General features: G+C 68.3%; 24 protein-coding genes and 1 tRNA gene. 18 read left to right on the top strand and 7 right to left on the bottom strand.

Going from position 1 to position 24,487, the window contains the following annotated elements; translation table 11 throughout:
- Positions 1-7: 7 nt before the first annotated feature.
- From RIE31_09300 to RIE31_09290, 3 genes are read right to left on the bottom strand one after another with little or no spacing between them, the layout of a single operon-like run.
- Entirely contained in the window at positions 8-904 is an 897-nt protein-coding gene (locus RIE31_09300) for a helix-turn-helix transcriptional regulator (GenBank protein MEQ8640785.1), read from the bottom strand.
- Positions 901-1,275, bottom strand: coding sequence for a DUF962 domain-containing protein (locus RIE31_09295; GenBank protein ID MEQ8640784.1), 375 nt, complete (start codon positions 1,273-1,275; stop codon positions 901-903). The genes RIE31_09300 and RIE31_09295 overlap by 4 nt, the downstream gene beginning before the upstream one ends.
- A 3-nt stretch (positions 1,276-1,278) precedes the next feature.
- Positions 1,279-2,742, bottom strand: coding sequence for an NAD-dependent succinate-semialdehyde dehydrogenase (locus RIE31_09290; protein ID MEQ8640783.1), 1,464 nt, complete (start codon positions 2,740-2,742; stop codon positions 1,279-1,281).
- Positions 2,743-3,010: 268 nt separating this feature from the next.
- Between RIE31_09290 and RIE31_09285 the strand changes: the two genes are divergently transcribed.
- Positions 3,011-3,382 (top strand): hypothetical protein, encoded by a 372-nt coding sequence (locus RIE31_09285; GenBank protein MEQ8640782.1) that lies wholly within the window; start codon positions 3,011-3,013, stop codon positions 3,380-3,382.
- 140 nt (positions 3,383-3,522) lie between these two features.
- Positions 3,523-4,512 carry a hypothetical protein gene (locus RIE31_09280; GenBank protein MEQ8640781.1) on the top strand — a complete coding sequence of 330 codons (990 nt, stop codon included), beginning with the start codon at positions 3,523-3,525 and terminating at the stop codon, positions 4,510-4,512.
- 33 nt (positions 4,513-4,545) lie between these two features.
- On the opposite strand, the gene RIE31_09275 is transcribed toward RIE31_09280, so the two are convergent.
- Positions 4,546-6,600, bottom strand: coding sequence for a CocE/NonD family hydrolase (locus RIE31_09275; protein MEQ8640780.1), 2,055 nt, complete (start codon positions 6,598-6,600; stop codon positions 4,546-4,548).
- 156 nt (positions 6,601-6,756) lie between these two features.
- Between RIE31_09275 and RIE31_09270 the strand changes: the two genes are divergently transcribed.
- Entirely contained in the window at positions 6,757-8,394 is a 1,638-nt protein-coding gene (locus RIE31_09270; GenBank protein MEQ8640779.1) for a serine hydrolase domain-containing protein, read from the top strand.
- A 22-nt stretch (positions 8,395-8,416) separates the two neighbouring features.
- Here the strand turns inward: RIE31_09270 and RIE31_09265 are convergent, their stop codons facing one another.
- Positions 8,417-8,803 carry an SRPBCC domain-containing protein gene (locus RIE31_09265; GenBank protein MEQ8640778.1) on the bottom strand — a complete coding sequence of 129 codons (387 nt, stop codon included), beginning with the start codon at positions 8,801-8,803 and terminating at the stop codon, positions 8,417-8,419.
- A 70-nt stretch (positions 8,804-8,873) separates the two neighbouring features.
- Here RIE31_09265 and RIE31_09260 point away from each other — a divergent pair, with 70 nt between their 5' ends.
- The 3 genes from RIE31_09260 to RIE31_09250 are packed head-to-tail and all read left to right on the top strand — an operon-like array spanning position 8,874 to position 11,036.
- Entirely contained in the window at positions 8,874-9,257 is a 384-nt protein-coding gene (locus RIE31_09260) for a metalloregulator ArsR/SmtB family transcription factor (protein ID MEQ8640777.1), read from the top strand.
- Positions 9,250-9,735 (top strand): SRPBCC domain-containing protein, encoded by a 486-nt coding sequence (locus RIE31_09255; GenBank protein MEQ8640776.1) that lies wholly within the window; start codon positions 9,250-9,252, stop codon positions 9,733-9,735. Before RIE31_09260 ends, RIE31_09255 begins: the two co-directional genes overlap by 8 nt.
- Positions 9,736-9,779: 44 nt before the next feature.
- Positions 9,780-11,036 carry a hypothetical protein gene (locus RIE31_09250; GenBank protein ID MEQ8640775.1) on the top strand — a complete coding sequence of 419 codons (1,257 nt, stop codon included), beginning with the start codon at positions 9,780-9,782 and terminating at the stop codon, positions 11,034-11,036.
- A gap of 87 nt (positions 11,037-11,123) precedes the next feature.
- On the opposite strand, the gene RIE31_09245 is transcribed toward RIE31_09250, so the two are convergent.
- Positions 11,124-11,199 (bottom strand) — tRNA-Ala (locus RIE31_09245).
- Between the two features lie 151 nt (positions 11,200-11,350).
- Positions 11,351-11,887 (bottom strand): FYDLN acid domain-containing protein, encoded by a 537-nt coding sequence (locus RIE31_09240; protein MEQ8640774.1) that lies wholly within the window; start codon positions 11,885-11,887, stop codon positions 11,351-11,353.
- 272 nt (positions 11,888-12,159) lie between these two features.
- Here RIE31_09240 and aroA point away from each other — a divergent pair, with 272 nt between their 5' ends.
- The 12 genes from aroA (at position 12,160) to RIE31_09180 (ending at position 24,407) form a co-directional block, all read left to right on the top strand.
- Positions 12,160-13,557 (top strand): 3-phosphoshikimate 1-carboxyvinyltransferase, encoded by a 1,398-nt coding sequence (gene aroA, locus RIE31_09235; GenBank protein ID MEQ8640773.1) that lies wholly within the window; start codon positions 12,160-12,162, stop codon positions 13,555-13,557.
- 19 nt (positions 13,558-13,576) lie between these two features.
- Positions 13,577-14,281, top strand: coding sequence for a (d)CMP kinase (gene cmk / locus RIE31_09230; protein ID MEQ8640772.1), 705 nt, complete (start codon positions 13,577-13,579; stop codon positions 14,279-14,281).
- Positions 14,282-14,541: 260 nt separating this feature from the next.
- A complete protein-coding gene (rpsA, locus tag RIE31_09225; protein MEQ8640771.1) occupies positions 14,542-16,341 on the top strand; it encodes a 30S ribosomal protein S1 in 1,800 nt (599 codons plus the stop codon).
- Between the two features lie 321 nt (positions 16,342-16,662).
- On the top strand, positions 16,663-16,992 hold the full coding sequence (ihfB, locus tag RIE31_09220; GenBank protein ID MEQ8640770.1) for an integration host factor subunit beta: 330 nt from the start codon (positions 16,663-16,665) through the stop codon (positions 16,990-16,992).
- 115 nt (positions 16,993-17,107) lie between these two features.
- Positions 17,108-17,494, top strand: a complete 387-nt coding sequence (locus RIE31_09215) for a LapA family protein (protein ID MEQ8640769.1) — start codon at positions 17,108-17,110, stop codon at positions 17,492-17,494.
- Positions 17,491-18,255, top strand: a complete 765-nt coding sequence (map, locus tag RIE31_09210) for a type I methionyl aminopeptidase (protein ID MEQ8640768.1) — start codon at positions 17,491-17,493, stop codon at positions 18,253-18,255. The genes RIE31_09215 and map overlap by 4 nt, the downstream gene beginning before the upstream one ends.
- 81 nt (positions 18,256-18,336) lie before the next feature.
- Positions 18,337-19,104: an orotidine-5'-phosphate decarboxylase gene (pyrF, locus tag RIE31_09205; protein MEQ8640767.1), complete on the top strand. Its 768-nt coding sequence runs from the start codon at positions 18,337-18,339 to the stop codon at positions 19,102-19,104.
- Positions 19,105-19,118: 14 nt separating this feature from the next.
- Complete coding sequence (locus RIE31_09200) at positions 19,119-19,769, top strand: phosphoribosylanthranilate isomerase (GenBank protein MEQ8640766.1); 651 nt, start codon at positions 19,119-19,121, stop codon at positions 19,767-19,769.
- Positions 19,770-19,935: 166 nt separating this feature from the next.
- On the top strand, positions 19,936-21,162 hold the full coding sequence (gene trpB, locus RIE31_09195; GenBank protein ID MEQ8640765.1) for a tryptophan synthase subunit beta: 1,227 nt from the start codon (positions 19,936-19,938) through the stop codon (positions 21,160-21,162).
- A complete protein-coding gene (gene trpA, locus RIE31_09190; protein MEQ8640764.1) occupies positions 21,159-22,001 on the top strand; it encodes a tryptophan synthase subunit alpha in 843 nt (280 codons plus the stop codon). The genes trpB and trpA overlap by 4 nt, the downstream gene beginning before the upstream one ends.
- Positions 22,002-22,068: 67 nt before the next feature.
- Positions 22,069-23,049 (top strand): acetyl-CoA carboxylase, carboxyltransferase subunit beta, encoded by a 981-nt coding sequence (gene accD / locus RIE31_09185; protein MEQ8640763.1) that lies wholly within the window; start codon positions 22,069-22,071, stop codon positions 23,047-23,049.
- A gap of 47 nt (positions 23,050-23,096) precedes the next feature.
- Entirely contained in the window at positions 23,097-24,407 is a 1,311-nt protein-coding gene (locus RIE31_09180; GenBank protein MEQ8640762.1) for a folylpolyglutamate synthase/dihydrofolate synthase family protein, read from the top strand.
- The last annotated feature ends 80 nt before the right edge of the window (positions 24,408-24,487 follow it).

Raw genomic sequence — 24,487 nt, 5'->3', positions numbered from 1 at the left:
ACGGGCGCTAGCGGTCGTTCCACACCACGCGCCCCAGCTCGCCGGTGTCATAGCCATGGAGGCCGGCGGCATGGCCGTCAAACTGCGGGCCGCCGGCAAAGGCCAGAAGCCGCTGCACGGGATCGGCGAAATAATCGCGCCGCCGCATGGCCAGGTCAAAACGTTCGCGAAACAGCGGCACGAAATCCAGACCAAAAGGCGCCGCCGCCGCCTCGACCCCCAGACCCGCATCGGCCTCACCACGCAGAATTGCCGCCGCCATGTCACTGTGGGTGCGGGCCGGCACCGCGCCACTGTTCAGACTGTCCCCATCAATGCCGGCGACCTCCGCCAGATGGCGCAGCAGGATCGTGCTGCCCGCCGCCGCCTGGCGGGTCACCAGTCGCGGCCGGGGTCCGTCCGTCGGCGCCAGGTCGGCGAGCGATGACAGACCCAGCGGGTTGCCCGCCGCCACGATCAACCCCTGGCGCCGCCACGCCCAGGTGATCAGCACCATGCCGTGGCCCACCAGCAGTCGTTGTGCGGTGGCCTGATTGAAGGTTTTCGTCTCCGCCTCATAGACATGACAACCGGCGGCCATGACGTCGCCGCGGGCCAGCCGGGCCAGGCCCTCCAGACTACCGCAGGCGAGCTGCGCCAGACCGCAGTCAGACTGATGCACCGCCCACTCCAGCAACGGATCATGGCTGCCGCCCAGGATCAGCGGCGGCGGTCGGACCGGCATGGCATCCGCCAGGGTCTCCGCGTTCTGCAGCACCCACAGGTCGATCATGGCCTTGGGGAACAGCCACTTGCCGGTGATCCTGGAACACGGAATACGGCGCAACCGCACCAGCTCATAAATCTTGCGCTGCCGCACCCGCAGATAATCCGCCACTTCCTGAGTGGTCATCATCTCGTTCATGGCCGTGGCCCGTCCGGTTTATCCGGCCCGGCCGGTCCGGCCGGATCAAGCCCGTACCGGCGGTAGGTGGCCGCCAGCCGGCCGCCGTACCACAGGGCGCACAGTCGAAAATCGCTGGCCAGGGACCACAGCGGATAGCGCAGCGTCGCCGGCCGGTTGTGCTCCACCGCCACATGGCTGATCCAGGCCAGGCCATAGCCGCTGACGGCGGCGGCCAGCGCCAGCGGCCAGGACCAGGCAATGACCGCCGCCGCCAGCAGCACCACGGCCAGGCTGGTGCCGGCAATGTGCAGATGACGCGTGGCCGGACGGCTGTGCTCGGCCAGATAATATGGCCAGAACTGGCGGTAGGTGGCCGGGCGCCTCGTCATCGGTCAGACGCCGCCCATCAGGACATATTTCATCTCGGTGAACTCTTCGATGCCATGGCGTGATCCTTCGCGGCCCAGGCCGGACTCCTTGACCCCGCCGAACGGCGCTACCTCGGTCGAGATGATGCCCTCATTGACGCCAACGATGCCGTACTCCAGCGCCTCCGTCACACGCCAGACGCGGCCCAGATCGCGCGCATAGAAATAGGCGCACAGGCCGAAGGGCGTGTCGTTGGCCAGGCGGATCACCTCGTCCTCGTCGCGGAAGCGGGCAATCGCCGCCAGCGGCCCGAAGGTTTCCTCGCGGAAGGCCTGCATGTCCCGGGTCAGACCGGTCAGCACCGTCGGCTGAAAGAAGGTGCCGCCCCGCGCGTGGCGCTTACCGCCGGTCCTGATCTCGCCACCCCTGGCCAGTGCATCGGCGATATGGGCCTCCACCTTCTCGACGCCGTCCTGGTTGATCAACGGGCCCAGCGTCACGCCATCCTCGAGGCCATCGCCGACCGTCATGGCCCGGACGGCCTGGCTCAGACGTTCGACAAAGGCATCGTGGACACCGTCCTGCACGAAGATTCGGTTGGCGCAGACGCAGGTCTGGCCGGCATTGCGATACTTCGAGGCCATGGCGCCGGCCACCGCCGCATCCAGGTCCGCATCGTCAAACACGATGAACGGTGCGTTGCCGCCAAGCTCCAGCGATATCTTCTTCACCGTGTCGGCCGACTGCCGCATCAGCACCTTGCCCACTTCTGTGGACCCGGTGAAGGTGATTTTGCGCACCAGACTGTTCGACGTCAGTTCGCCGCCAATGGCCCTGGCGTCGCCGGTCACTACATTGAATACACCGGCCGGCAGCTCTGCCCGCTCCGCCAGAACCGCCAGCGCCAGTGCCGACAGCGGCGTCGCCGCCGCCGGCTTCACCACCACCGGGCAGCCGGCGGCCAGGGCCGGCGCGACCTTGCGGGTGATCATGGCCAGCGGGAAGTTCCACGGTGTGACTGCGCCGACCACACCGACCGGCTGACGCAGCACCAGGATACGCGCATCGGCCTTGTGGCTGGGCACCGTCTCGCCATAGATGCGTTTGCCTTCCTCGGCGAACCATTCGACGAAGCTGGCGCCATACACCACTTCGCCGCGCGCCTCGGCCAATGGCTTGCCCTGCTCCAGGGTCATCAGCCGCGCCAGATCGTCCGCATGGGCCATGATCAGGTCGTACCAGCGGCGCAGCACCGCCGCCCGCTCTTTCGCTGTCTTGCTGCGCCACGCCGGCCAGGCGGCGTCCGCGGCTTCGATGGCCCGCCGCGTCTCGACCGCGCCCATGTCCGGCACGGCGGTCAGCGTTTCGCCCGTCGCCGGGTTGATCACCTCCAGCGTCGCCTTGTCATCGGCCGCAATCCACGCGCCCTTCACATAGGCGGCGCTGCGCGCCAGTTGCCGGTCTTCCAGTATGTTCAGTCCCGCCATGGCCTTGTCCTCCTGTTGGAGCGAATGACCGCTGCCCTGTTGCCCCGTTACCGTGTCACCCTATCGCCCTGTCGTCCTGTTATTCCGTCGCCGGCGCCTGGCCGGCCGCGGGCTGCTCTCTTGCGCGCTGCACGAATTTTCGCACGATTATCGCCTGCTGCCGGGCGTCGTCCAACGATCCGTCCGGCCGACCCGACCAGGGCCGCAAATCGGCCCGCATTCGCGCCCGCAAACCGGCCCGCACCCGGATCCGCAAAGGAGCACAGTCATGCGCAACCTCGCCGGCTACTACATTACCGCCGCTATCATTTACGCCATCGCCGGAATGGCGCTCGGCATATGGAGCGGCCTTCATGAGGACTTCAGCCTGTCGCCGGTGCACGGCCATCTGAATCTTGTGGGCTGGGTCAGTTTCGCTGTCTATGGCCTGACCTTTCGCGCCTGGCCGGAGATCACCAACTCCCCTGTTGCCCGCTTTCAGTTCTGGACGGCCAATGCCGGCGCGCTGATTTTCATTGTCGGCCTCTATATGCGCACCACCGGCGGCAGCGCGGCTCTGGTCAGCCTGGGGTCCCTCATCGTCCTGGCCGGCATGATCCTGTTCCTGCTGCTTGTGCTGCTGCAGATGGACCATAGCTAGCGCCGACTCCGTCGGCTCGCGCCGGCGGTTGAGCCGCCTGGTGAGCCGCCAGGCGCGGCAGACCGTCTATTGTCTGGCCGCTGGCGGCATCGTTCAATGACCGCGCGACACCATACCCGCGGCCGCAACAAGGATCCGCCATGATCGAGCCTATCCGCCTCGGGCCATCGGACGCCCTGCCCATCGATCTGCCGGGCTGCCACCTGGTGCTGGAGCGCTGCATCCCCCATGTGCTGCCGGACCAGGGTCATGCCGGTTTCGGTACGCTGGCCTTCGCGCCCGACGGCCGAATCTGGTGCGACGGCGACGGGCGCACCAGGCTCTACACCACCACCCACAGCGCGTCCGGCCAGTGGGTCAGCCAGGTGCGCTCCTTCTCCACCGACGATCTGCAGGCCGGCCAGCCCCACACCGTCCTGTCGCCGCTCGGCGAAGAGTTGTGGGCGGTCATCCATCTAGTGGTTCGTGTGGCGGCTGATCAGTGGCTTGCCTTCCACTCCTGGGGGCGTGGCCTGGCCGCGTCGCTGGCGCCGACGCCCGAAGGTCCGTTCACGCGCATTCCCCGATTTTCCATGGCGCCACAGGAGGCGTGGGAATGGGAAGGCGGCGCTCCGGACGTGGCCAGCCTGGAAGCCAATGGCTGCTTCGAGCCGATCAGCCATGACGGCCAGCGTTTTACGTTCTGGCTGGGCTATGATTCCTACCACGTGGATGAAACCACAGGCCGCCTGGCCTGGGCCCGCCTGGTCTTTGACGGCGATGCTGGCACCCTGACGCTGCAAGAGCGTCACCGGGACAGTCCGCTGCCGTTTCAGCCCGACCGCTGGATCGCCGCTCGCTGCGGCGGCAATCTGGAACGGGGCACCGACCTCGGCGGTTTCAGGCCCTATTTCTACTACACCCGGCCGACCCGCAATGTCTGTCTCATGGCCCTGGCCCTGGCCCGCCCCGACGATCCGCTGTTTCTCGATCCGGTCTGGCGTTCGGAAGTGGACAAGCCGTTGGGGCCGGAAGAGGTGATCGAGAAGTTCGAATGCTGGCGCGGTGATGATCGCCTGCACATGCTCTATGAAGCGCGTCACACCGGCGGCCTGTGGCGCACCGGCTATCGCGCCTATGCCATCACATAACCGTCTGGCTGACTCCCCGCCACCGGCGACCGTCTAGCAGTGGTCGCGCGGCGTCGGGCAGTCATAGATTTTTTCGAACACCACCTTGTCGCCTTCCGTCACCCGGATGTGGCCCTTCAGCAACCAGCTATCCACCGTCGCGGTCAACGCTGCCGTAGCCTCCACATGGATTGTCCAGCCGTCGCGATGAAAGGCCATGGTCTTGGTGATTTCGCTGGCGCAGGACAGCGGATCGCCCTCGCGGATCTCAAAGCGCTCGCTCTGCTCCCCGGACAGCTCCGTGCCGGTATCGCCAATGCGGAAGCGGCCGGCATTCTCCGATGCCTCGATCACCACCGTGTCGTCGCCAAAGTCGTGATGTAGCACCCGCTCACCCGACGGCGCCTCCAGCGCCTCGCCGGCCATTCCCGCCAGCACCACCGGCTCACCCAGGTCCAGCTCGCTATCCGCCGGCCGCGCCGGCCGGAGCGGCAGGCTGAGATGGCTGGCGCCGGCCCACAGGCTGAGGGTCACCGGTTCGGGTGACGGCCAGATCATCGGCCAGTAGGTGGTCGAAATGGCAAAGCGAATGCGATGCCCGGCCTCGAAGGCATAGGCGATGTCGTTCAGCTTGACATCCACCGTCATGGTTTCACCCGGCTCAATCGCTTGCGGTGATTCAGAGCCGTTGCGGTGGGTCAGGTTGAGCACGCCGAAACTGGCCCGCGACACGCTGCCGTCGGTATGCACATCGTTCAGGCGCACGGCGACGAACGCCGCCGGCCGGTCCACCGCCAGACGCAGGCGGACCCGTGGCTGACCGAGGATCTCAACCCGCTCCTGCAGGGGCTCGCTCTCGAACACCAGACTGCGGGCATCGTCCTGCCGCTGATCGGCGGGAAATTGCGGGCCGTAACCGCCGGTGCCATAGGCGCACCATTCACCGCCGGCAATGCCCACGGTCTGCGGCGATTGCAGGTCCAGTCGCGTTTGGTCCGCACCCGCCTGCGGGTCGGCCGCCGCCTCACGAGTCGCGCCCGGCGGCCGCGGCGTCAGGCGCCCATCGCCGTTCAGGACCCAATCCTGTCGCGTGATGCGCGCCGACGGCCAGCTGTCTTCCGCCACCCAGCGGCCCGGACAAACGTCATACAGGCCCCTGGCCGGCACCCGCTCCTGCATGTAGGCGCGCAGCATGGGCTCGCGGGTGACGCCCGTATCGACGCCCTTCAACCACTGGTCCCACCAGCGTACGCACATGGCCAGGAAGTCCATGGCCGGGCCGGGCCGGCCCTGATGGCCATAGAGGTGCGCCCACGGCCCGATCAGCCCCATGCGCGGCACCGTCAGATTTTCCAGCAGGCGTGGAATGGCGTTGGAATAGCCGTCCATCCAGCCGCCCATGGCAAAGACCGGGCACTGGATGGCGGACCAGTCCTCATTGACGCTGCCATGCTTCCAGAAGGCGTCGCGCCGCTGGTGTTTCAGCCACGCCGCCATGGGGAAGGTGCCGTTGTCCAGCCGGCGTATCCACTGCTGGCGCCAGTCATCGCGAATCTCCGGGTCCGGCGGCGTATGCAGGGTGTTGAAGAAGCTGGCGCCCCAGTCGAGACAGTCGTTCAGCAGACAACCGCCCATGTAGTGCATGTCGTCGGCATAGCGGTCATCGGTGGAGCAGGCGGTGATCACCGCCTTCAGCGCCGGCGGACGCCGGGCAGCGATCTGCAGGCCGTTGAAGCCGCTCCACGATATGCCGATGATGCCCACATTGCCGTCGCACCACGGCTGCTCCGCAATCCAGGCGATGGCGTCCTTACCGTCCTGCAGCTCCTGCTCAAGATACTCGTCCTCCATCAGCCCGTCGGAATCGCCGGAGCCGCGCATGTCGACGCGCAGGCAGGCATAGCCATGGCCGGCGAAGTAGGGCATCAGGGCCTCGTCGCCGCCACGGGTGCGGTCGCGCTTGCGATAGGGGATATACTTGATGATCGCCGGCACCGGTTTCGTCTCCGACCCCTCCGGCATCCAGGCCCGCGCCGCCATGCGTTCACCGTCCGGCAGCGTCACCCACAGATTCTCGATCACCCGGAACGGTGTCGGAAACTCTGTCATGATGCGTGTCATGCTGTCCCCCAAATGCGCTTTCTTCCGGGCCCGCGCCCGTTTCACAAGGCCGCCCCGGCTCGCCCCCGACTGGCGTCTGCGATTCGCTCCCGCGCTTCGGCCCACGGGCGAGCCTAGCGCCAGTGCGCCGGCCATGACAGACGCATGACGGGGTTTTCGTCAGCCGGCGCCGACCGCGCCGTCGCCTGCTTCAACGGCTGGCACGAGCCGGACGGGCCGGCGGCCGGCCTCGCCCTGATCGGCGCCGATGGCCGGATGGTGTGCCACTGGCGCGGGCGACAGCGTGCGGACGGGCCGATGGCCGGTCCCGACACGCTCTTTTTTGTCTCGTCGGTGGCCAAGACCGTGACCGCACTGCTCATCCACCGTCTGGCTCGGGCCGGCCACCTGTCCCTGTCACAGGACCTTCGTGCGCTCCTGCCGGGGCTGCGCCTGCCGGTCCGTGTGCCGCTGGCCGCTCTGCTGTCCATGACCAGCGGCCTGCTGGACGGGCCAACCGTCCGGCTGCTGACCGGCCATGACGCCGGGCCGCCCGACGGCGCGGGCTGGCGGGCGGTGCTGGACGCCGGCATCGTGCCGGTGGACCCGGTGGGCGGGCGCTTCCTCTATACCCACCTGAACTACGTGCTTGCGGTTCTGGCCGCCGAGGCGGCCACCGGCCGCTCGCGCCAATGCCTGCTGGCCGAAGAGATTGCCCGGCCGCTGACCGCTCCGGGCCTGCGCCTGGTGGAAGACCGGGCGGCGGCCGACAGCGCCGAGCGGGCCGGCATGGCGCGTGGCCATGCTCCGTTCGGCGCGGGCCTGGCAGAAGTGCGGTCATGGGGAGTGTTCGGCCCGTCCGGACTCGCCGGCCGCCTGGCGGACCTGGCCCGCCTGGCCTGGGCCCTGCGTGATAATGGTCCGGCCGCCGCCCTGTCATGGCCGACCCGGCTGACCGACGGAACCACCCTCACCTATGGCCAGGGCCTGCGCCTCGACCGCCTGCACGGCCTGACGGTGCGCTATCACGGCGGCATGCAACCGGGCTCGGAGTCGGTCATCGCCTGGCTGCCCGACTATGGTCTGGGCCTGGTCTATACGGTCGCCCGGAGCGGCATCGCCATCCGGCCGCGACTGGCCCGGCTGATCGAGCGGATCTGCGACCTGCCGTCAGCCGACGGTGCGCCGACTCATGGCCGCACCGGGCCCGTCAGTGGCTCAACCACGGCCGGCGGCGCCGGCCGCTATATGGACCCGCAGACCGGCGAGACGCTGACGCTTGGCGCCTCCGGCGCCGGTGGTCTCGACGGCGACCTTCTGGGTCTGCCGGTGGCCCTGCATCCGGTAGCTGGCGGCGCCTATGAAAGCGGCTTCGGCGCCAGCGCGCCGACCCGTCTGGCGCCGGACCGGGATGGTTCCTTCACCCTCCACTGGGGCGGCCGCCGCAGTCGCCTGGTGCGCCTGCCCGACCAGCGCCCACCCGCGCCGGCGGTGGATCCGGCGCCCTATGTGGGCCGCTACAGCCATGCAGCAACCGGCGCCGTTCATACGGTCAGCGCCGACGATGATGGCGACCTGACCATCACTTACGGCCCGGCAACCGCCGGCCAGCCCCCGACTCCGTCGCCAACCCTGACGCCGCTGGCGGCCGATTATCCCGGCCTGTTCCAGCTCCGCACGGCCGATGGCCAGAGTCACGCCCTGGCCTTCGACCCGCCCGGCCCGGATGGCCGCAGCGCCGTCTTTCGCCACACCTCCTATGGGGCGACCGGCCTGGTATTCCGGCGGTGTGGGCGGACCTGAACAGCCAGGCGCCCCTATAAAATCAGGTGAAGTGTTTGGTCAGCGGCTGCCAGTACATGGCCGGCCAGCCACCCTCCAGATGGGGCCGCATGGCGTCGGGAAAGGCATCGTGCGTGAGGGTCAGTCGCGTCCCCTTACCCTCTGCCGCCAGGTCGAACCGCACCAGCGAATAGACCCCATCGTCCCAGTTGCCCGCCCGCCACGCCTGGACCAGGCGGCTGGCCGGGATCGCCTCGATGGTGCGGCCGGTGATGCGGCCGTCGAACAGCGAGAACGCGCCGCCGACCTCGGTCTCGATTTGCGCCGTGCCGCCACTGAAGGCGGCGAACGCCTTGCCGTCGGTCAACGCCGCATAGACCGCCGCCGGCGGCGCCGGCAACACGACGTCCTGGTGGATGGGTTCGCTCATGGCAGTGCTCCGTCCCTACTGGTTTAGTTTCCCTATTGGCTAAGTTTCCATCCTGGCTTAGTATCCGTCAATGATGACTTTGCCCTCTGCCCCGCCTTCTTCCCGGCCCTGTGCGCCAGAAGCGGCGCTCGAGGCCGATCTCGACCGGCTGTTCCGCGCCCTGGCCAACCGCCACCGCCGCGCCATGCTCGACCGTCTGGCCGGAGGTCCGGCCAAGGTAACCGACCTGGCCGCTCCCTTCGCCATGGCCCTGCCGTCAGCCTCCAAGCACATCCGGGTGCTGGAGCAGGCCGGTCTGGTCCGGCGGGCCATTGACGGCCGCGTCCACCGCTGCACCCTGGATCCCGCCGCCCTCGAGGTGGTGGAGACCTGGCTCGCCGGCAACCGTCGCCTGTGGCGGGCCACCCTGCAGTCCCTGGCGCGCTTCGCCGAAGACGGCGGCGAAGGTGGCTGACCTCCATCTGGTGATGCGCCAGTTCGTGCGGGCGACGCCGGCGCGCCTTTTTGAAGCCTGGACCACGCCGACCCAGTTTTGTCGCTGGTGGACGCCGCCGGACGTGGTGCGGGTGGAGGCGGCGTTCGACCTCAAGGTCGGCGGCGCTTACCGCATCGTCAACCACTTCGCCGACGGCCGGCGCATCACCATTGCCGGCCTCTACCAGGTGATTGAACCGCCGCACCGGCTGGTCTTCACCTGGCAGACGGATATCACGCCGCAGGCGTTGGAGCGGGTCACCGTGCGCTTCGAGGGGACGACCGACGGCACCGACATCACGGTCATTCACAAACGCATCGCCACAGCGGACCAGCGTGACAGCCACGCCCGTGGCTGGCGCGGCTGCCTCGCTGGCCTCACCGACTCTTTCAGCCAGGCCCCGTCCTCCTCCGTCGCATTGCCGTCGGCATCGCCGCGCCCTACCCTGCGGACCTGAAACCGCCTGGCGGCAACAGACATAAGGACGACGGAGGCGTAAGCGTGGTGGAAGACTGGCTGGGCAACCCGATCAGCGGCGGCGCGCCCGCGACCATCGCCGCCATGGACAGGTTCAGCCACCGGCTGCTCACTTTCGATGGCGGCACCGGAGAGATTCTCGACGCGGCGGAGGCCGACCCGGACTGTGTGCTGGCCAATCTGCTGGCTGCGGCGCTGTGTATCCTTGGCCAGGACAGTGCCGACCGCCGCGACGCCCGCGCCTTCCTCGACCGGGCAGCGGCGGCCCTGAACCCAACCGGCACCAGCAGCGACCGGACCGGCAACCCGGCCCATGACCCGGCTCGTGCCCGTGAACATCGGCTGTATGCCGCCCTCGAAGCCTGGCAGGCCCGCGACTGGGCAGCCGCGCTGGACCGTTTTGAAGACCTCGCCCGCCATCATCCGCGCGATCTGGTGGCCGTGCTGCTGGGCACCACGCTGGCCAATACCGCCGGCGACAATGACCGTCTGTGGCGCCTGCCGGACATGGCGCTCAAGGGCGCCAGCGACATCGGCTACACCTGGGGCATGCTGGCGTTCGGCCTGGAGGAATGCGGCCGCATTGATGAGGCCGATGCCGCCGGCCGCAAGGCCATCGCCCTCGATCCCGTTGACCCTGGCGCCCATCATGCGCTGGCCCATGTCTTCGTCAGCCGTGGCGACATGGCCGGCGGCGCCTGCTGGATGGAAGACCACCGCGCCGGCTGGGCGGAATGCAGTGGTGCACTGCGTACTCACAACTGGTGGCACACCGCCCTGTTCCATCTGGCGCTTGACCGCCACCAGCGGGTGCTGGCGATCTATGACGACCACATTGCCCCCAGGCTGGGCACCGCCGGCGGCGCGCAGAACGCCATCGGCCTGCTGTCCCGGCTGGGCCTCAGGGGGATTGCGGTCGGCGAGCGATGGCAGGCTGTCGCCGCCGCCATTCGCCAGGACCTGCCGGCCCATCGCCGGCCGTTCCTCGATCTGCTCTATGTCCACGCCCTGGGCCAGGCCCGAGAGACCGGGGCCATGGACGGCCATGTCCGGGACATCACCCGCTACGCCGAAGCCAGCGCCGATGCCATCCGTCCCACCTGGCACGACGTCGTATTGCCGGCGGCCCGCGCGCTCGCCGCCTATGGTCGCGGTGAGTGGCGTGCCGCCGCCGCCCTCGCCGCCATGGCCGGCGACCTGCCGCGGGTCGGCGCCAGCAATGAGGAGCGTCAGGTGCTGCTGTCCATCGCCGATGATGCCAGGCGGCGGATCAGCGCCTGACCGCACCGGACAGACAAAAGGCCCGGCGCCTGTGGCGGCCGGGCCTCTGTGATCATCGCATGACTGTGGCGGCGGACTGTCCCGGGATGGTGGAGCCGGACGGAATCGAACCGACGACCTCTACAATGCCATTGTAGCGCTCTCCCAACTGAGCTACGGCCCCAAGTATCCCATGTGGTTCAGACGTCATGTGGTTCAGATGTGACGTCTGGTTCAGACCTGCCTTTTTTGCCTCCATCTCTTCGCTAAGGCGATGATGGTCCCGGCCCGGGACGTCACACTAGCACCGGCCGTCATCCTCCGACAGCCGCCCGTCAGATGACGCTCTTCTCATCCAGATCATCGTCGTCGTCAACGTCCTCGTCGTCATCGTCGTCCAGGTCGTCGTCGTCCACGTCGTCGAGATCGTCGAGAACATCGACGTCGTCGTCGTCATCATCATCATCGTCGTCGTCGCTCTCGCCTTCCTCCGCCGCGGCTTCGTCAAGCGAGATGGTGGTGTCGTCGTCATCGGCGGCATAGCGGCGTTTGGCCTTCACCTTGGTGCCGGCACCGGCGGCGACCTCCTCATCGTCGTCATCCTCGTCGTCCACCTCGGGGATGCCCGCGTCCTCATCGTCTTCTACATCCTCCAGCTCGGCATCCTCCGCCGAATCGTCGGCGGCGACGGCCGCCACCGCCACGGCCGCCACGGCCGGCTCCGCCGACGCCGCGCGGCGGCGCGCCTTCTGGGCGTTCGGATTGTGCTCGCTGCCACACTTGGGGCAGATGATGGGCTCGCGATTGAGATCATAGAAACGGGCGCCGCAACTGAGGCACATCCGCTTGAAGCCAAGGTCGGCACTGGCCAAGGTCAATCTCCGCTGACGGGGAATCCAAAACAGGACGCGGCGTTTGCCATGATGATCGCCCGCTGTCAAAGCAAAATCCCGCACCCCCGGGCTCCGGCCGGCCGATTACCGGGGGCGCACCGCTGATACTCCGGCTTTCAACAGGAGAGCCAGGCAAGCACGGCGGCAAGCGACAGACGCCATTTCGTGCTAAACACCCGCCATCCCTGGCCGGTTTCCGCACGGTTGCGCCAGTCCCTAACTCCATGATTCCCCAACCGCAAGATGACGCCATGAGTGACGCCACCACCGCCCGCCACCCGCCACAGCCGCCGCCAGAGGCCGACGCGGCCGGCCTGACCCTAATCAGCAGCCCGTCCGGGCCACTGACCGGGCGGGCGCCGGTTCCCGGCGACAAGTCGGTGTCCCATCGGGCCCTGATGCTGGGCAGCCAGGCGGTGGGCGTCACCCACATCAGCGGCCTGCTGGAAGGCGAAGACATTTTTGCCACCGCCGACGCGTTGCGGGCCATGGGCGTCACGGTGGAGCGACGCGGCGCCGGCCAGTGGCAGGTGACCGGTGTCGGGGTCGGCGGCCTGGCCGAGCCTGCCGCCATTCTGGACCTGGGCAATTCCGGCACCAGTACGCGCCTGCTCATGGGGCTGATCGCCGGCCATGCCATGCGCGCCACCCTGACCGGCGACCGCTCGCTCACCCGCCGGCCGATGGAGCGGGTGATGGCGCCGCTGCGCCTGATGGGGGCGCATTTCGATGCCCGCGCCGGTGGCCTCTTGCCGCTGACCATGACCGGCGCCAGCGACCCTCTGCCCATCCACTACGTCTCGCCGGTAGCCTCGGCCCAGGTCAAAAGCGCTGTGCTGCTGGCCGGCCTCAACGCTCCGGGCGCCACCACGGTGGTTGAACCGGCGCCGACCCGCGACCATACGGAGCTGATGCTGCGCCATTTCGGCGCGCGGGTGGACGTTGTCGCCACGCCTGAGGGGCGCGCCGTGACCCTGGTCGGCCGGCCGGAACTGACCGCGGCGCCGATCATCGTGCCGGGCGACATCTCCTCCGCCGCCTTCGTCCTGGTGGCCGCCCTGCTGACGCCGGGCTCGGACATGGTGGTGGAGAATGTCGGCCTCAATCCTCTGCGCAGCGGCATCCTGCTGTGCCTGCGGGAAATGGGCGCCCAGATCCAGCACCTGAACCCGCGCCGGGCCGGCGGCGAGGACGTCGCCGATCTGCATGTGAAGGCGGGACCACTGCGCGGCATCACCGTGCCCGCCGCCCGCGCACCATCCATGATCGATGAATATCCGGTTCTGGCCATGGCGGCGGCGGCGGCGCAGGGCACAACCCGCTTCGACGGAGTCGCGGAATTGCGCGTCAAGGAAAGCGACCGTCTGGCGGCCATCGCCCGTGGGCTGGCCGCCGCCGGCGTTGACGTGGCGGAGCAACCGGACAGCCTGGTTATCGGCGGCAAGGGCCGGGCCACCGATATCCCGGGCGGCTGTGCGGTGGCGGCCGATCACGACCACCGTATCGCCATGAGCTTTCTGGTTCTCGGGCTGGCCGCGGCGCGGCCCGTCCGGGTCAGCGGGGCAGAGACCGTGGCCACCAGTTTCCCCGGCTTCGCCGAGCTGATGAACCGGCTGGGCGGCGCCATCCGGCCGGCCAACCAGCCCTGACCGACGTCCCGCCCGCTCCATGCCGCCGCCTGCAATCACAATCGCCGTTGATGGCCCGGCCGCCGCCGGCAAGGGCACGCTGGCCCGCCGTCTGGCGGCGGCGCTCGGCTATGCCTGCCTCGACACCGGGCTGATTTACCGGGCGGTCGCCTGGGCGGTGCTGCGGGCCGGTGGCGACCCGGCCGATGACGCGGCGGCCACACGGGCGGCCGAGAGCCTGAATCTGGCGGTCCTGGACGATCCGGCGGTGGTGGCGGAACTGCGCTCCGACCAGATAGGCCAGGCGGCGAGCCAGGTGGCGGCGGTGGCGGCGGTGCGCCGGGCGGTCCTGCCCCTGCAGCGCACTTTCGCCAGAAGGCCGCCGGGCGGCCAGCCTGGCGCCGTGCTGGACGGCCGCGATATCGGCACGACAGTCTGTCCCGACGCTGAAATCAAGATTTTCGTCACCGCCAGCCTGGACGCCCGCGCCGGCCGCCGCCACCAGGAGTTGCTCAGCCGCGGCGTCAAGAGTATATACGGGCGCGTTTTAGAGGATATGGAGCGGCGTGACGCGCTGGATCGCGGTCGCGCCGTTTCGCCCTTGATTCCTGCCACCGACGCTTGGCAGCTCGATACTACGGCGCTGGATGCCGATCAGACGTTCCAGCGCGCCCTGGCCTATATCAGGGACCACCTGGCCGCCCGCCACGGGCAACGGGTCAGCGGTCCCCGGGCCACGGACTGAAGATCTGCCGCCCGGCCAGTGAGGCCGGACCGGCAACGGGCCACAAGGCCCATGGGATGAAGTCCACGTCATAGCCGGCCGCGTCGCGGTGCGCCGGTGCCGACGCAAAGATGGACGGCCCGAGAACGTCCCCGCGCGACACTTCCGGTCGGCTGCTTCCGGCGCAGCCAGACACGGGTGTTGTTGCGGGATCACAGCCACCAACCCGTCCGCATGCCGGAAGCACCTGGCGGACGACAGGAAAGGACCAGAGTGAGGGCATGACAGACACAGCACAGAACACCGCCGGCGCGACCGCAGGCGAGCATGAGAGCTTCGCCGCCCTGCTGGAGGAAAGCCTCGCCGCCACACCGGATTTCGAAGGTTCGGTCGTCAAGGGCCGCGTTATCGCCATCGAAAACGACATGGCGCTGATTGACGTCGGCCTGAAGTCCGAGGGGCGGGTGTCGGTTCGGGAGTTTGCCGGACCGGGCCAGGCGTCGGAAATCCAGGTGGGCGACACGGTGGAAGTCTTTGTCGAGCGCCTGGAAAACCGCAACGGCGAAGCGGTGCTGAGCCGCGACCGGGCGCGCCGCGAAGAGGCATGGGTTCTGCTGGAAAAGAGCTTTACCTCCGGCGATCCGGTCAAGGGCCATATCTTCGGCCGGGTCAAAGGTGGCTTCACCGTCGATCTGGGTGGTGCGGTGTCCTTCCTCCCCGGCAGCCAGGTGGATATCCGGCCGGTGCGCGACGCCACGTCGCTGATGAATACAGCGCTGGAGTTCCGCATCCTCAAGATGGATCGCTCGCGTGGCAACATAGTCGTATCGCGACGCGCCGTGCTGGAAGACGAGCGGGCCGACCAGAAGGCCGAGCTGCTCACCAGCCTCAAAGAAGGCGATGTCCGCACCGGTGTGGTCAAGAACATCACTGACTATGGCGCCTTCATTGACCTTGGCGGCGTTGACGGGTTGCTTCATGTGACCGACATGGCGTGGCGCCGGGTCAATCATCCGACTGAGGTTCTGCAGATCGGCGACAGCGTTCAGGTGCAGGTCATCCGCTTCAACCCGGAAACCCAGCGTATTTCCCTCGGCATGAAGCAGCTTGAGGCGGATCCCTGGGAGGGCGTTGAGGCCAAGTATCCGGTGGGCACCAAGTTCACCGGCCGCGTCACCAACATCACCGACTATGGCGCATTCGTGGAGCTGGAGCCGGGCGTCGAAGGCCTGGTGCATGTCTCGGAAATGAGCTGGACCAAGAAGAACGTACACCCTGGCAAGATTGTCTCCACCAGCCAGGAGGTGGAGGTCATGGTTCTGGACGTGGACCCGCAGAAGCGGCGCGTCAGCCTTGGCCTCAAGCAGTGCTTCGACAATCCGTGGGAATCCTTCGCCGCCGCCCATCCGGCCGGGCTGGAGCTCGAAGGCGAGATCCGCAACATCACGGAGTTCGGCCTGTTCGTCGGTCTGCCCGGCGATATCGACGGCATGGTGCATGTGTCTGATATCGCCTGGGACAAGTCCGGCGAAGAAGCGCTGACCGGCTTCGAAAAAGGCCAGATGGTCAAGGTCAAGGTGCTGGAAGTGGACGCCGAGAAAGAGCGTGTCTCCCTGGGCATCAAGCAGTTGACCGAAGACCCGTTTGCCAGCGCCGGCGCCGCGCTGCGCAAGGGCGCCACCGCCACCTGCTCCGTCACCGCCATCACCGATGGCGGTATCGAGGTCAGTCTGGCCGATGGCCTGACCGGGTTCATCCGGCGGTCCGATCTGTCGCGTGAACGCAGCGAGCAGCGTCCGGACCGTTTCGCCGTAGGCGAGCGGGTGGACGCGCAGGTGACCCAGTTCGATCAGGCCAACCGCAAGGCCACCCTGTCCATCAAGGCGCTGGAAGCGGCCACCGAGAAAAAGGCCATGGCCCAGTTCGGCTCGGCCGAGTCCGGCGCTTCCCTCGGCGATATCCTGGGGGCGGCACTGTCACGACGTGACGCCGGCGCCGAGGCGGCGGACGATGCCGGTGACGCTGACCACACGGCCACCACACAGGAAGCCACCGGCCCGGCTGACGGCAAGACCGACTAGTCCCGCTCCTGTACGGCGGAACCGTCCTGACGGCGGGGGCCCGAAAACCAATTCGGGCCCCTTTCGTTTGCCTGCCGCAGCCCTGGCCTGGCCCGCCCGGCCCGGCTTCAGGATCGTCTGAATGCCAAAAAATGCTTGTGTGCGAGAGGGTTAGGCTTGACGGGCCGGGGCCGCTCTGCCACGGTTTCCCGGCTGTCGCCAGCGTTCAATCGCCAGGGGAGCCGCCCGCCGCAGCCACGCCGCAGACACAAGCGGCGACCAGGAGGGCGGACAGGGGATTATTCGCCCGCGGAACGACAGGGCCGGGACCATAGGGGCGCGATGACCAAGTCGGAACTCATCCTGCGTATCGCGCAGCATAATCCTCATCTCTATCACCGCGACGTGGAACGCATCGTCACCACCATCTTCGATGAAATCAGCCGCGCCCTGGCGCGCGGCGACCGGGTGGAGCTGCGTGGCTTCGGCGCCTTTTCGGTCAAGCGCCGCGCGCCCAGGCTGGGCCGCAATCCACGCACCGGCGAATCGGTCAAGGTGGACGAGAAGTTCGTGCCCTTCTTCAAGACCGGCAAGGAATTGCGGGAACGGCTCAACACTGACATGCCAGCGGGCCGCTCCCGCACGACCGCGCCGTCCGCCAGCCGGTCCTGATGCCGGGCGCCGCGGCAGGCGGCGATAATGGCGGCCACACCTGTACGCGGCCATATGGGCGGAGCCGCCCTGACCTGGCCGGTCCGGGCCACACCAGACGCGGAGTTCACTCGCCATGATGTCCCGATTGCGCTGGATCATGCTGTCGCTTCTGGCCGTCATCCTGGTCCTTTTCGTGCTGAGCAATCCCGCGCGCCTCACTCTGGCGCTGGAGCCCCTGCCCTGGCAGGTGGAGATGCCGGTCTATCTGCTGGTCATCGCCAGCCTGGCCATCGGCTGGCTGTGTGGCGCGGTGCTCACCTGGCTGCACGGTGGCGCCACCCGTCAGGCACTGCGCCATGGGCGACGCACCATCCGTCAGATGGAAGAGCGACTGGCAACGGCCGAAAAGGCGCTGCACGACGAACAGGCGCGGGCCGCAGAACAATCGCCGCCGGCCGTCAGCGGACAGATCGAGCCGCGCCCCGGCCGCACCTTTGACCCGGGCGGTGACCCCGCATGACCATCTCCGGCGAGGACGATCTGCAAAGGCTCCGGGACATTGGCCGTATCGTCGCCATGGTGCTGCGGCGCATGGCCGAAGCCATGGAGCCGGGCATGACCACGGCGGAGCTCGACGCCATCGGCCGCGCCCTGCTGGAACGCGAAGGTGCGCGCTCCGCGCCGGAGGCCTGTTACAATTTTCCCGGCGCCACCTGCATCAGCATCAATCCCGAAGTGGCGCACGGCATTCCCGGTGATCGCGTCATCGCCGCCGGCGATCTGGTGAACATAGACGTTTCGGCGGAAAAGGACGGCCTGTTCGCCGACAATGGCGGCAGCTTTGTGGTGCCGCCATCCACCGCCCGGCTCGACAGCCTGTGCGGTGACGGCCGCAAGGCGCTGGCCCAGGCCCTGCTGGCGGTGCGCGCCGGCCGGCCACTGGACGACATTGCCATGCGCGTCGGTCGCTTCGCCCGCCGCCGCGGCTACAGCCAGATCCACAACCTGCTAAGCCACGGCGTCGGCCGCACCCTGCATGACGAGCCGCGCGAGATCGCCACCTCGCACGGCCTGCCGGATCGCGGTCCCGATCAACGGCTGATGGCCGATGGCATGGTCATGGCCATCGAGCCGTTCCTCTCCACCGGCGCCGAGTGGGCTGAGCAGGGGGCCGACGGCTGGACCCTGCTGGCCGATGATCCGGCCAGCTTTACGGTGCAGTACGAACACACCGTCGTCGTTACCCGGCGCGGCCCGATCATCCTGACTTTGGAAGCCTGAGCCACTGTGCTAGGCATGGGCGCCCGCCGTGACTAAGGGCGACGCTCGCCGCGCCGCCTGTGCCTGAAGCGAGACCGCACCATGTCCCGATCCGCCGCACCGTCCCCGGTCCTGTCGTCCGCCACCGTGACGGACGCCGCCAGCCGCGCCTTCGTGGCGCTCGACACCCGCGATAGCGACCAGGCCCTGGCCTGGGCGCGAGCCGTCGTGCCACCGCTAGGCGGCGTCAAGCTGGGCATGGAGTTCTTCACCGCCAATGGACCCGATGGTGTGCGCCGTATTGTCGACCTGGGCGCGCCGGTCTTTCTCGATCTCAAGTTTCACGACATCCCCAACACGGTAGCCGGCGCCGCCCGCGGCGCGGTGGCCCTCGGCGTCTCGCTGTTCAACATTCATGCCAGTGGCGGCCGTGCCATGCTGCAGGCGGCGCTCGACGCCAGCGGCGAAGAGGCGTCGCGCCTCGGCCGGCCACGCCCGGCGCTGATCGCCGTCACCGCGCTCACCAGCCTCGACGACCATGACCTGGCCGATATCGGCGTCGCCGGCAATGCCGCCGACATGGTGGTGCGGCTGGCCACCCTGACCCGCGACTGCGGCCTCGATGGCGTCGTCTGTTCGCCCCATGAAGCAGTCGACCTGCGCCGCCGGTTGGGCCCTGACTTTCTGTTGGTGACGCCGGGGGTCAGGCCTGACTGGGCCGCCGTCCAGGACCAGAAGCGTCATGTGACGCCAGCCGCCGCTGTTGCCGCCGGCGCCGACCGCATCGTCGTCGGCCGGCCGGTCACCCAGGCGGGTGATGTGGCGCAGGCAGCGGCGCGGGTGGCCGCCGACATGCGCGCCGGCGTCTGACGACCGGCCATACCGTGGTGGTTCAGGCCAAGATCTGCGGTATCGCTACGCCCGAGACGCTGGCCGTGGCGGCGAAAGCCGGTGCCGCCGCCGTCGGCTTCGTCTTCTATCGGCGCTCGCCGCGCTACGTGACACAGGACCAGGCAGCGGCCCTGGCTCGCGCCACGCCCGAAGGGGTGGAGCGGGTTGGCCTGCTGGTCGATCCCGGTGATGACGAGCTGGCCGGCCTGCTGGCTGCCGTGCCCCTGACCCTTCTGCAACTGCATGGTCATGAAGACCCGGCGCGGGTCGTCGCCATCCGCCAGCGCTTTGCCACACCGGTCATGAAGGTCGTGGCCATCGCCGAGGCCGCCGACCTGGAACAAGCGCGCGCCTATGAACCGGTGGCCGACTGGCTGTTGTTCGATGCCAAGCCGCCGGCGGCGATGACAAACGCCCTGCCCGGCGGCAACGCCATTGCCTTTGACTGGCGGCTGATTGCGGCGGCGCCACGCTTTCGCCGACCATGGATGCTGTCCGGCGGCCTGACGCCGCAAACCGTGGGCGAGGCGGTAGCCATATCCGGCGCCCGCTATGTGGATGTGTCGTCAGGGGTCGAATCCGCGCCGGGCGTCAAAGACCCCGAGCGTATCCGCTCCTTTCTGGAAGCCTGCCGCACTGCCTGAGGGGCCCGGCCGTGCGCCCGGTTCTGTACCCGGTAACCCACCCCGTAGCCCAAAACGACCGTCGCCACGGCGCCCCCCGTGCCCCGCTCCGCCGCCTGTGCTATGCACCCCTCCTGTCCCGGCCCGGCCGGCGAATTCCCGGACAGCGCCGAACCCTGAGCCCATCATGACCGACGCCTCGCGCCCGACCATCAACTCCTACCGCAGCGGCCCCGACGAAGGCGGCCATTTCGGCCTCTTTGGCGGTCGCTTCGTCGCCGAGACGCTGATGCCACTGATTCTTGAGGTGGAGAAGGCCTATAACGCGGCGCGGCAGGATCCGGCCTTCCGCCAGGAACTCAATCACTTCCTCAAGCACTATGTGGGACGGCCCAGCCCGCTCTACTTCGCCGAACGCCTGACGGAGCATCTGGGCGGCGCGAAGATTTACTTCAAGCGCGACGAGCTCAACCACACCGGCGCCCACAAGATCAACAACACCATGGGCCAGATTCTGCTGGCCCGGCGCATGGCCAAGACCCGCATCATCGCCGAGACCGGGGCCGGCCAGCACGGCGTCGCAGTGGCCACCGTGTGCGCCCGCTTCGGCCTGCCGTGCACGGTCTATATGGGCGAGACCGACATGAAGCGGCAGCAGCCCAACGTCTTTCGCATGAACCTGTTGGGGGCGGAGGTCATTCCCGTCACCTCCGGTTCGCGCACCCTCAAGGACGCCATGAACGAGGCGCTGCGCGACTGGGTGGCCAATGTGGACTCCACCTTCTACATCATCGGCACGGCGGCCGGCCCGCATCCCTATCCGGCCATGGTGCGTGACTTTCAATGCATCATCGGCGAGGAAGTGCGCTGGCAGATGGAAGAGGCCGAAGGCCGCCTGCCCGATCATCTGGTTGCCTGCATCGGTGGCGGTTCCAATGCCATCGGCCTGTTCCATCCTTTCCTCGATGACGCGGCGGTCCGCATCACCGGCGTCGAAGCAGGCGGTGACGGCGTCGAGACCGGCCGCCATGCCGCATCCCTGTCCGGCGGGGTGCCCGGTGTGCTGCACGGCAACCGCACCTACCTGCTGCAGAACGACGACGGCCAGATCACCGAGGCCCATTCCATTTCCGCCGGCCTCGACTATCCGGGCATCGGGCCGGAACATGCCTGGCTGCACGACAGCGGCCGTGTCCAGTATGTGTCGGTGACCGACAGCGAGGCGCTGCAGGCCTTTCAGCTCTGCACCAGGCTGGAAGGCATTCTGCCGGCGCTGGAGCCGGCCCACGCCCTGGCTCATGTGATGAAAATCGCGCCGGACCTGCCGTCCGACCACCTTCTGGTCATGAACATGTGCGGCCGTGGCGACAAGGATGTCTTCGCCGTCGCCGAGCACCTGGGGCGCAGCCTGTGAACACCAACGACCGCCTGGCCCGACGGTTCGTCGCCCTGAAGGACGAAGGCCGCGCCGCCTTCGTCCCCTATGTGACGGCCGGCGATCCCGATGCCGCCACTTCGGCCCGCCTGCTGGCCGGCCTGCCGGCGGCCGGCGCCGACCTCATCGAACTTGGCATGCCGTTCACCGATCCCATGGCCGACGGTCCGGCCATTCAGGCGGCCGGCCTGCGCGCACTGGCCGGCGGCATGACCCTGCGCGGCGTGCTGGCCATGGTCCGCGCCTTTCGCCGCGACGATGACGCCACCCCGCTTATCCTCATGGGCTATTTCAATCCGATTTATCGCTATGGGGTTGCGGCCTTTGTGGCCGATGCCCGGGCCGCCGGCGTGGACGGCCTCATTGTGGTTGATCTACCGCCGGAAGAGGATCGGGAGCTTTGCCTGCCGGCGCGCCAGGCCGGCCTGCATTTCATCCGTCTGATCGCCCCGACCACCGATGAACAGCGCTTGCCGGTGGTCCTGACCAATGCCTCGGGCTGGCTCTACTATGTGTCCATCACCGGCATCACCGGCACCCGCGCGGTGCCGGAGGAGGCGGCGCACCAGGCGGTGGCGCGCCTGCACGCCGCCAGTGACCTGCCGGTTGGCGTCGGCTTTGGCATCCGTACGCCCGAACAGGCGGCGGCCATCGGCCGGGTTGCCGATGCGGTGGTCGTCGGCAGCGCCATTGTGGAAACCATCGCTGCGGAAACCGATGGCCAGGGCCAGGCGAAACCGGGGCTGACGGAGCGGGTTCTGGCCCAGGTCCGGGCGCTGTCCGGGGCGGTTCGGCAGGCCCGCGCAGGCACCCCGTGATGGCGGCCGTATCTGCGCTATACTGCGCCGCTATCATCGGCTCCCCAGGCTCAACCCGGATTGTCCCATGAACTGGCTGACCAATTTCGTCCGCCCCCGCATCCAGCGTCTGGTCGGCCAGAAGCAGGACATGCCGGACAATCTCTGGCAGACCTGCCCGGGCTGCGGTCAGATGCTGTTCCATCGTGACCTGGGCGAGAATCTTCATGTCTGTCATCACTGCGGCCACCACCTGCGGCTGGACGCCATGCAGCGACTGGCCATGCTCTTCGATGACGGCCAGTTCAGCCGCATAGAACCGCCAAAGGTGGGCGCCGACCCGCTGCGGTTTCGCGACCGCAAGCGTTACACCGACAAGTTGAAGGACGCCCGCGACAAGACCGGCGAGGATGATGCGGTCATTGTCGCCCATGGCCGGCTTGGCGGCCATCCGGCGGTGTGCGCGGTGTTCGATTTTCGCTTTCTCGGCGGCTCCATGGGCATGGCCGCCGGTGAGGCGCTGGTCGCCGCGGCCCGCCTGGCGGTACTGCAGCAGGCGCCGCTGATCGCCATTCCCGCCTCCGGCGGCGCCCGCATGCAGGAAGGCATCCTCTCCCTCATGCAGATGCCGCGCACCATTGTCGCCGTGCAGCAGGTGAAAGAGCGCGGCTTGCCCTTCATCGTCCTCATGACCGACCCCACGACCGGCGGCGTCCTCGCCTCCTTCGCCATGCTGGGGGATGTCATTCTGGCGGAGCCGGGGGCGACCATCGGCTTCACCGGCAAGCGTGTCATTCAGGAAACCATCCGCCAGGAACTGCCCGACGATTTCCAGTCGTCGGAGTATCTGCTGGAACACGGCATGGTGGACATGGTGGTGCCGCGCAAGGCGCTGCGCGACACGCTGGCCCGCCTGGCCGGTCTGCTCACCCGCAGCGCCGAGCCCGGAGAGGTCGTCGCCCTGCCGGCCGCCGACAAGGCCGGCGCCGGTGACAAGCAGGGCAAGGGTCGCCGCAAGGAAGACCGCGCCGCGGCGGCGACCACCGGCCCTGCGGGTTCCTCTCCCTGACTACCGCCGATCCGGCCACGGCCACGCCGGAGTCCATTCTGGCGCGGATGATGACTCTCCACCCCAAGGTCATGGACCTTGTGCTGGATCGGGTCTGGCGGCTGCTGGACCGCCTGGATAATCCGCAGGACAGGCTGCCGCCGGTCATTCATGTGGCCGGCACCAACGGCAAGGGCTCCACCTGCGCCTTCACCACCGCCATCCTGCAGGCCGCCGGCTATCGTGTGCACGCCTACCTCAAGCCCCATCTGGTGCGCTTCAACGAACGTATCTGTCTTGCCGGCACGGAGATCTCCTCGCCCGACCTGGCGGAGCTGCTGGCCGAGGTGGAGGCCGCCAACGACCATCAGCTCATCACCTATTTCGAGATCACCACCGTCGCCGCGCTTCTCGCCTTTTCGCGGGTGCCGGCCGATGCCCTGGTGCTGGAAACCGGTCTTGGCGGCCGTCTCGACGCAACCAATGTGGTGACCAGGCCGGCGGTCACCGCCATCACCCCGGTGTCCCTCGACCACATGGCCTATCTCGGCGACACGGTGGCGGCCATCGCCGGTGAAAAAGCCGGCATCCTCAAGGCGCAGTCACCCGCCGTCATTGCCCGGCAGTCGGCCGAGGCCATGGCGGTGATCCGCCGCCGGGCGGAAGAGATCGCCGCTCCCCTCTTCGTCGCCGGACAGGACTGGCAGGCGGTGCGCAGCCTGACCGCCCAGGGGCCGCGGCTGATCTACCGCGGTCGCCGGTGGCGGTTCGACCTGCCGCCACCGGTCCTGCCGGGCGCTCACCAGTTTGAAAATGCCGGCCACGCCATCGCCATCTGCGAGGCGACCTCCCTCTTCGACCGGGTGGATGAATCGGCCATTCGCCAGGGTCTGGCCAGCGCCCGACTGCAGGCCCGGCTACAACGTCTGCGCACCGGCCCGCTGGTGGATGCCTTGCCGGCCGGCTGGGAGTTGTGGCTCGACGGCGGTCACAATCCCGCCGCCGGCCTGGCGCTGGCCGGTCAGGCGCTGGCCTGGTCGCTGGAGACTCCGACCCTGCCCTTGCACGTCATCGCCGGCATGATCAACAGCCATGACGCGGCGGGGTTTCTGGCCCCGCTGGCGCCGCACCTCGCCTCGCTGCAGACCGTGGCCGTCCCCGGCGAGGCCAATGCCTGGCCGGCCGACACCCTGGCCAGCATCGGCCGCGACGCCGGCGCCAACGCCATGTCGGCGCCGGATGTGGCGACGGCACTCAACCAGATCGTGGCAGACGCCGACATGGCGAAAGGCGGCGGGGCCAACCGGCCCAGCGGCGGCCGCATACTGATATGCGGCTCGCTCTATCTGGCCGGCGCCGTGCTGCGCGACAATGGCTGATCGCAACCTGCCGGGCTGATCGCGCCGCGCCATCGAGCGGGGCAAAAAGAAAAGGCCCCGCGCGGGGCCTTTTCAACGGC

The organism is Alphaproteobacteria bacterium, assembly GCA_040218575.1.
In the GTDB taxonomy this organism is placed as follows: Bacteria; Pseudomonadota; Alphaproteobacteria; order JAVJRE01; family JAVJRE01; genus JAVJRE01.
The sequence above is the reverse complement of the archived record's forward strand: the minus strand, read 5'-3'. Positions and strand labels throughout refer to the sequence as shown.

Coding starts and splice junctions, on each gene's coding strand:
- RIE31_09300 (MEQ8640785.1), bottom strand. CDS start 904: ATGAACGAGATGATGACCACTCAGGAAGTGGCGGATTATCTGCGGGTG.
- RIE31_09295 (MEQ8640784.1), bottom strand. CDS start 1,275: ATGACGAGGCGCCCGGCCACCTACCGCCAGTTCTGGCCATATTATCTG.
- RIE31_09290 (MEQ8640783.1), bottom strand. CDS start 2,742: ATGGCGGGACTGAACATACTGGAAGACCGGCAACTGGCGCGCAGCGCC.
- RIE31_09285 (MEQ8640782.1), top strand. CDS start 3,011: ATGCGCAACCTCGCCGGCTACTACATTACCGCCGCTATCATTTACGCC.
- RIE31_09280 (MEQ8640781.1), top strand. CDS start 3,523: ATGATCGAGCCTATCCGCCTCGGGCCATCGGACGCCCTGCCCATCGAT.
- RIE31_09275 (MEQ8640780.1), bottom strand. CDS start 6,600: ATGACAGAGTTTCCGACACCGTTCCGGGTGATCGAGAATCTGTGGGTG.
- RIE31_09270 (MEQ8640779.1), top strand. CDS start 6,757: ATGACGGGGTTTTCGTCAGCCGGCGCCGACCGCGCCGTCGCCTGCTTC.
- RIE31_09265 (MEQ8640778.1), bottom strand. CDS start 8,803: ATGAGCGAACCCATCCACCAGGACGTCGTGTTGCCGGCGCCGCCGGCG.
- RIE31_09260 (MEQ8640777.1), top strand. CDS start 8,874: ATGATGACTTTGCCCTCTGCCCCGCCTTCTTCCCGGCCCTGTGCGCCA.
- aroA (MEQ8640773.1), top strand. CDS start 12,160: ATGAGTGACGCCACCACCGCCCGCCACCCGCCACAGCCGCCGCCAGAG.
- cmk (MEQ8640772.1), top strand. CDS start 13,577: ATGCCGCCGCCTGCAATCACAATCGCCGTTGATGGCCCGGCCGCCGCC.
- rpsA (MEQ8640771.1), top strand. CDS start 14,542: ATGACAGACACAGCACAGAACACCGCCGGCGCGACCGCAGGCGAGCAT.
- ihfB (MEQ8640770.1), top strand. CDS start 16,663: ATGACCAAGTCGGAACTCATCCTGCGTATCGCGCAGCATAATCCTCAT.
- RIE31_09215 (MEQ8640769.1), top strand. CDS start 17,108: ATGATGTCCCGATTGCGCTGGATCATGCTGTCGCTTCTGGCCGTCATC.
- map (MEQ8640768.1), top strand. CDS start 17,491: ATGACCATCTCCGGCGAGGACGATCTGCAAAGGCTCCGGGACATTGGC.
- pyrF (MEQ8640767.1), top strand. CDS start 18,337: ATGTCCCGATCCGCCGCACCGTCCCCGGTCCTGTCGTCCGCCACCGTG.
- trpB (MEQ8640765.1), top strand. CDS start 19,936: ATGACCGACGCCTCGCGCCCGACCATCAACTCCTACCGCAGCGGCCCC.
- accD (MEQ8640763.1), top strand. CDS start 22,069: ATGAACTGGCTGACCAATTTCGTCCGCCCCCGCATCCAGCGTCTGGTC.
- RIE31_09180 (MEQ8640762.1), top strand. CDS start 23,097: ATGATGACTCTCCACCCCAAGGTCATGGACCTTGTGCTGGATCGGGTC.